Raw genomic sequence first — 6998 nt, forward strand, 5'->3', positions numbered from 1 at the left:
CATATCAAAGAAACCGGTACGCTGTATTTGGATATTTTTGATTACCCGGGCGAATGGTTGTTAGATCTACCACTGCTCTCTCTTTCTTATAAAGAGTGGTCGCAAACCCAACAAGCTGTGCATAAAGATGAACGTGCAACGCTGGGGGAGACGTGGTTACAAGCGGTCAAAAAAATCGATCTTTTTGCAAAAGCCGATGAAAACTTACTGGCAGATTTGAGCCAGCAATACACCGATTATTTACTCGCGTGTAAAGCACAGGGAATGCAATATATTCAGCCGGGTAGATTTGTATTGCCGACCGAAAATACTAAAGGTGCACCGGTTTTTCAATTCTTCCCGCTATTAGATTTAAGTGAATCAGATTGGGAAAAATTGGAGCAAAGCGATAAAAATAGCTTTTTCCACACATTGAAAAAACGTTATGAACATTACCAGAAAAAGATTGTGAAGCCGTTTTATGAGGATTATTTCTCCCAATTCGACCGCCAAGTGATTTTGGCTGATTGCCTCACCCCATTAAACTATGGCTACAATGAATTTATGGAAATGAAATTAGGGCTACAACAGCTTTTCAAACATTTCCATTACGGTAATCGTTCACTGTTTAGCCGCTTATTTTCCTCGAACATCGACAAATTATTGTTTATTGCGACAAAGGCAGACCATATCACCGGTGATCAAGTACCAAACTTAGAAAGCCTAATGCGGCAACTTGTACAAGAAGGTGGCAGACACGCCGAATTTGACGGTATCGAAACAGGCTATTTAGCCATTTCTGCTATTCAAGCAACCGATGCGGTAAAAGTAACTCAAAACGATAAAACCATCAGAGCCATTCGGGGTATTCGCTCAAGCGATAAAAAACAAGTTACACTCTACCCCGGCACCGTGCCGAACCGCTTGCCGGATAAGAATTATTGGCAATTTAACCGTTTTGAGTTCGACCAATTTGAACCGAAACAAATTGACTATGACCAACCTATCCCACATTTACGAATGGATTCCGTGTTGCAATTTTTATTAGCGGATAGGTTTGAGTAATCACAAGCGGTGCTTTTTTATCAATTTCTTGCAAATTTTTCCAAAAATTTAACCGCTTGCAAAGGTTTTCGTTGTTCACTGTTTAGCTCGTTTAAGGTAGAATTTAAAGAATTTTTATAACACTTTTAAAATTATGGCAAAAAAACCAAAAGTTGCATCAAATACGATTGCATTAAATAAACGTGCCAGACACGAATACTTTATTGAAGAGGAAATCGAAGCCGGGCTTGAATTACAAGGCTGGGAAGTGAAGGCGATACGTGCAGGGAAAGTGAATATCGGCGACAGTTATGTGATTTTCCGCAACGGCGAGGCATTTTTATTTGGGGCAATGATTACCCCATTGAATATGGCATCGACACATATTGTTTCAGACCCAACTCGTACTCGTAAATTACTCCTAAATAAACGAGAACTAGATTCCCTTTTCGGTAAAGTGAACCGTGAAGGTTTTACCATCGTAGCCACCGCAATGTACTGGAAAAGTGCGTGGGTAAAAGTGAAAATCGGCTTGGTGAAAGGTAAAAAACTGCACGATAAACGGGAAGATATTAAAGACCGTGAGTGGCAGGTAGCGAAACAACGCATTATGAAAAATGCAAATCGTGGCTAACCAATACAAAATTCAAAAAATAAACGGAGCACACAGTGCGTCCCTACAAACAAAATAGGAAATTAATATGATCGACCAAAATCTACTTCGTACAAATCTTGATGAAATCGCACAAGCACTTAAAATTAAACGTAATTTCATTTTAGATGTAGAACGTGTAAAAACCCTTGAAGAACAACGCAAAACCTTGCAAGTAAAAACCGAAACTTTGCAAGCAGAACGCAACACTCGCTCGAAAAATATCGGAGCAGCAAAAGCTCGTGGTGAAGATATTTCTGCATTATTAGCCGAAGTGGATTCAATGGGCAATGAGCTGGATAACGCCAAAGTAGAATTAGATAAAGTACAAAACGAAATTCGTGATTTACTTTTATCTGTACCAAACTTACCGGCAGAAGAAGTACCATTAGGTAAAGACGACAGTGAAAACTTAGAAGTTTCTCGTTGGGGCGAACCTCGTCAATTTGATTTTGAAGTGAAAGATCACGTTGCTTTAGGTGAAAACTTAGGCGGATTAGACTTTGCTGCCGGCGTGAAATTAACCGCAAGCCGTTTTGTGGTGATGAAAGGCAAATTAGCTCGCTTACACCGTGCATTATCACAATTTATGTTAGATCTTCACACCGAGCAACACGGCTATGTGGAAACTAACGTGCCGTTTTTAGTGAACCACGACACCCTTTACGGCACAGGTCAGTTACCAAAATTTGGTGAAGATTTATTCCACACCCAACCTTTGATGGGACAAGATCCAAACGAGGTACAACGCCCATTTGGTTTAATTCCAACAGCGGAAGTGCCGGTAACAAACCTTGTCCGTGATGAAATTATTGATGAAGAGTCTTTACCATTACGTTACACGGCTCATACTCCGTGTTTCCGTGCGGAAGCTGGTTCTTACGGTCGTGATACGCGTGGTTTGATCCGTATGCACCAATTTGAAAAAGTGGAAATGGTACAAATCGTTGCCCCTGAAAAATCAATGGAAGCCTTAGAAGAATTAACGGGCCACGCAGAAAAAGTATTACAACTTTTAGGCTTACCATACCGCAAAGTGCTACTCTGCACCGGCGATATAGGCTTTGGTTCAGCGAAAACTTACGATTTAGAAGTGTGGCTACCGGCTCAAAATACTTACCGTGAAATCTCATCTTGCTCAAATATGTGGGATTTCCAAGCCCGCCGTATGTCAGCTCGTTGCAAAGCAAAAAGCGACAAGAAAACCCGCTTAGTTCACACCCTAAACGGTTCAGGTTTAGCGGTTGGTCGTACGCTTGTAGCAGTACTTGAAAACTACCAAAATGCCGATGGCTCTATTACTGTGCCGGAAGTATTAAGACCTTATATGGGTGGTTTGGAAGTAATTACGGCTTAACATAAAATAACCCAGAACGTTAGTTCTGGGTTATTTTATAAAATTCGATCTATTGCATAAACTTCAAATTTTCTTACCTCATGTAAAATAGCACTTTCTTTTTCTGATATAACAAGCCGAAACTCTGATAAATATGGGTATATTTCATCACTTACAAAATCATCATCTTTAATACCTAACTTTGCTCTTTTACGTATTTTGTAATGTTCTATATCTAATTCAATTAGCTCTTTCAAAATAAATCCAACTAAATCTCTAGGCAACCACATATAGGATTCTTTAGTTGCTCTCTGCAAATCTCCTATTTTTTGTTCAATATCTTCAAATAATTTTATTATTGCCTTAGATTTTTGACTATCTATTACTTTAGAAAGAGCCGAATACTCATCTAAATACCATATAGGTAAAAAGCTAATACTTTTAATAAGTTTATCTAATTCAAATACACTCTTCTCATACATTTTTGAGTATCTAATTTGGTAAGCTATATTTGATTTAGATAATTCTGATTTTACAACTTCTAAATCCACAGCTAAAGCTATCTTTACTCCCTCAATACTTTCCGTAATAACAGCTATATCGTCCTTATGAGCTAAATCAGCACTTATAGTTCCTGATCGTTTCATAAACTACGTACTCCAACCTAAGAGTAGACCAAGAATAAAAGTTATTATACTAATAATTATTGTTTAAAAATTAAACAAATCTGGTGCTAACATACCTCTACCTACTTATTATATCTACTCAATATTTTCATAGACCACGATAGTCAAGCTAATAAGCCCAACCCTTTACATCCCCTCGAGATAAACGTTCAGCGATATTGGTATACACGTGTTTTGGTACGTCTTTTTTTACTTGGTATGGAGCCGATTTCTCTTCCAATAAATGTTCTTCTATCATCTTAATTTCTTCTGTTGTCCACTCCTCATCTTCTTTGTGAACAACAAAATCAGTATTAACAATCACAATAGACATCACTCACTCCTTGCACTACTGGTTATATATTCGGTATTTTGCCTGTTCTAAATTCCGCTGTCTAGCTTTTATTCCACAACATACTTGCAAATTTTTCACTAAATCCCACCGCTTGCCATTCAAAAAAAGGCGTTTTTGCGGTATGATTTCACCAATTTTTTCGTTTAAATTTTAAGGTTAAATTTTATGCAACAGCAGTACAATCCAAGTGAGATTGAACCAAAAGTTCAAAGCTATTGGGCAGAAAATAAAGTTTTCAAAGCAGTTAAAGACGTTACCAAAGAGAAATATTATTGCCTTTCAATGTTGCCTTATCCGTCAGGCAAATTGCATATGGGCCACGTGCGTAACTACACCATTGGCGATGTGGTTTCACGTTATCAACGTATGACCGGCAAAAACGTGCTCCAACCGATGGGTTGGGACGCTTTCGGCTTACCAGCGGAAGGGGCTGCGGTGAAAAACAACACCGCTCCGGCTAAGTGGACGTACGAAAATATCGAATATATGAAAGGTCAGCTTAAAATGCTGGGCTTCTCTTACGATTGGGATCGTGAAGTGACTACCTGTCGTCCTGAATATTACAAATGGGAGCAATGGTTCTTTACTGAGTTGTATAAAAAAGGTTTGGTCTATAAAAAAACCTCAACCGTAAACTGGTGTCCGAACGATGAAACTGTACTTGCGAACGAGCAAGTTCACGAAGGTTGCTGCTGGCGTTGTGATACTCCTGTGGAACAACGTGAAATCCCACAATGGTTTATCAAAATTACCGATTATGCTGAAGAATTATTAACGCAGTTAGATAATCTCCCACAATGGCCGGATCAAGTAAAAACAATGCAACGCAACTGGATTGGTCGTTCTGAAGGGGTGGAAATCACTTTCAAAATCGCTGGTTCAAACGCAACCTTGCCTGTTTACACCACTCGCCCGGACACTTTCTTTGGCGTGAGCTATGTGGCGGTTGCGGCGGCTCACCCATTAGCAGAATTAGCAGCAGAAAATAATCCTGAATTAGCGGAATTTATCCGTGAGGCAAAAAACACCAAAGTCGCAGAAGCTGAACTTGCCACAATGGAGAAAAAAGGAATGGCAACAGGCTTGTTCGCTATTCACCCATTAACAGGCAAAGAAGTGCCGGTTTGGGTCGCTAACTTTGTGTTAATGCACTACGGAACAGGTGCGGTAATGGCTGTGCCGGCTCACGATGAGCGTGATTTTGAATTTGCTCAAAAATACGATTTGCAAATTAATCAAGTAATTCAACCGCTTGACGACTCAGAATGGGATTTCAGCAAAGCCGCTTATACCGAACACGGTAAACTCGTAAATTCTGCAGAATTTGACGGTTTAGAGTTTGATGCAGCGTTTAATGCGATTGCGGATAAATTAGAATCGATGGGCGTGGGCAAACGCCAAGTGAATTTCCGTCTGCGTGACTGGGGCGTTTCTCGCCAACGTTATTGGGGCGCTCCAATTCCAGTGATGACAACCGAAGAGGGCGAAGTTGTCACCGTTCCACTGCAAGATTTACCGGTGATTCTGCCTGAAGATGTGGTGATGGACGGCGTAAAAAGCCCAATCAAAGCAGATCCGGAATGGGCAAAAACCACTTACAACGGCAAGCCGGCATTGCGTGAAACCGATACCTTCGACACCTTTATGGAATCCTCCTGGTACTACGCTCGCTACACTTGCCCGCAATATTCTGAGGGGATGTTAGATTCTGACGAGGCAAACTACTGGTTGCCGGTGGATCAATATATCGGCGGTATCGAGCACGCTACAATGCACTTGCTCTACTTCCGTTTCTTCCATAAATTGTTGCGTGATGCGGGTATTTTAAATTCAGACGAACCGGCAACGAAACTTTTATGTCAAGGTATGGTGCTTGCCGATGCCTTCTACTACACCAGCCCAACTAACGAGCGTATTTGGGTTAGCCCAACGCAAGTAACGCTTGAGCGTGATGAAAAAGGTCGCATTATTAAAGCAACCGATCCTGAAGGTCGTGAGCTGGTTCATAGCGGTATGACCAAAATGTCGAAATCGAAAAATAACGGTATCGACCCACAAGAAATGGTGGAAAAATATGGTGCAGACACAGTTCGTTTATTTATGATGTTCGCCTCGCCGGCAGAAATGACCCTTGAATGGCAAGAATCCGGTGTAGAAGGTGCTAAACGTTTCTTAGGTCGTGTGTGGAATTTAGTGTATGAATATGCACAAAATCCGGCAACTGCTACATTAGATGTGAATGCATTAAACAAAGCACAAAAAGAGCTACGTCGTGATGTGCATAAAACCATTGCTAAAGTGAGTGATGATATTGGTCGCCGCCAAACGTTCAACACGGCAATTGCGGCTGTGATGGAATTAATGAACAAACTCACCAAAGCACCTCTTGAGTCTGAACAAGACAAAGCGGTAATGGCTGAAGCCTTAAGTGCAGTTGTGCGTATGCTCTACCCAATCACGCCACATATCTGTTTTGAATTATGGCAAGCTCTCGGCAACGAGCAAAGCATCGACTTCGCTCCTTGGGTGCAAGCAGACGAAACGGCAATGGTGGAAGATGAAAAACTTGTTGTGGTGCAAGTAAACGGTAAAGTACGTGGCAAGATTACCGTTTCTGCGACGGCAACCGAAGATGAAGTCAAAGCAATCGCAAAAGCAGATCCAAACGTTGCTAAATTCTTGGATGGTCAGGAAATCATCAAAGAAATCTACATTCCATTTAAAATGTTGAGTTTTGTGGTGAAAGGCTAAACCATTCTCTTTCCCCTTGTGGGATAAACGCTTGCGTTTGAACGTTGGCTTTGCCAACGGCTCCAAAGGAGTGAACGTAGCGAATATTGAGACCGAAAAATGCACCGTTTAGGTGTATTTTTCAGAGAGAGGGGCGAATCACAAGCGGTCATTTTTACTGACATTTCTGCCAAATATCCCCTCTCCCTACTTTTTCTTCTGAACGAAGAAAAATCT

The 6998-nt window shown here is 40.9% G+C and carries 6 protein-coding genes; 4 read left to right on the forward strand and 2 right to left on the reverse strand.

Features of this window, described 5'->3' with window-relative positions:
* From ACJHV0_RS03185 to serS, 3 genes are all read left to right on the forward strand, one after another.
* On the forward strand, positions 1-1044 hold a 1044-nt coding region (locus ACJHV0_RS03185; RefSeq protein ID WP_483133363.1), incomplete at its 5' end, for a YcjX family GTP-binding protein.
* A gap of 133 nt (positions 1045-1177) precedes the next feature.
* Positions 1178-1657, forward strand: a complete 480-nt coding sequence (gene smpB, locus ACJHV0_RS03190) for an SsrA-binding protein SmpB (protein WP_483133364.1) — start codon at positions 1178-1180, stop codon at positions 1655-1657.
* 67 nt (positions 1658-1724) lie between these two features.
* On the forward strand, positions 1725-3032 hold the full coding sequence (gene serS, locus ACJHV0_RS03195) for a serine--tRNA ligase (protein ID WP_483133365.1): 1308 nt from the start codon (positions 1725-1727) through the stop codon (positions 3030-3032).
* 35 nt (positions 3033-3067) lie between these two features.
* Here the strand turns inward: serS and ACJHV0_RS03200 are convergent, their stop codons facing one another.
* Together ACJHV0_RS03200 and ACJHV0_RS03205 are read right to left on the reverse strand one after the other, a co-directional pair.
* Complete coding sequence (locus ACJHV0_RS03200) at positions 3068-3658, reverse strand: hypothetical protein (protein ID WP_483133366.1); 591 nt, start codon at positions 3656-3658, stop codon at positions 3068-3070.
* Between the two features lie 148 nt (positions 3659-3806).
* Positions 3807-4010: a hypothetical protein gene (locus tag ACJHV0_RS03205; RefSeq protein WP_112110828.1), complete on the reverse strand. Its 204-nt coding sequence runs from the start codon at positions 4008-4010 to the stop codon at positions 3807-3809.
* A gap of 186 nt (positions 4011-4196) precedes the next feature.
* On the opposite strand from ACJHV0_RS03205, the gene leuS reads away from it, so the two are divergent.
* On the forward strand, positions 4197-6782 hold the full coding sequence (gene leuS / locus ACJHV0_RS03210; protein ID WP_483133367.1) for a leucine--tRNA ligase: 2586 nt from the start codon (positions 4197-4199) through the stop codon (positions 6780-6782).
* The last annotated feature ends 216 nt before the right edge of the window (positions 6783-6998 follow it).

It is taken from the genome of Mannheimia sp. (assembly GCF_056854775.1).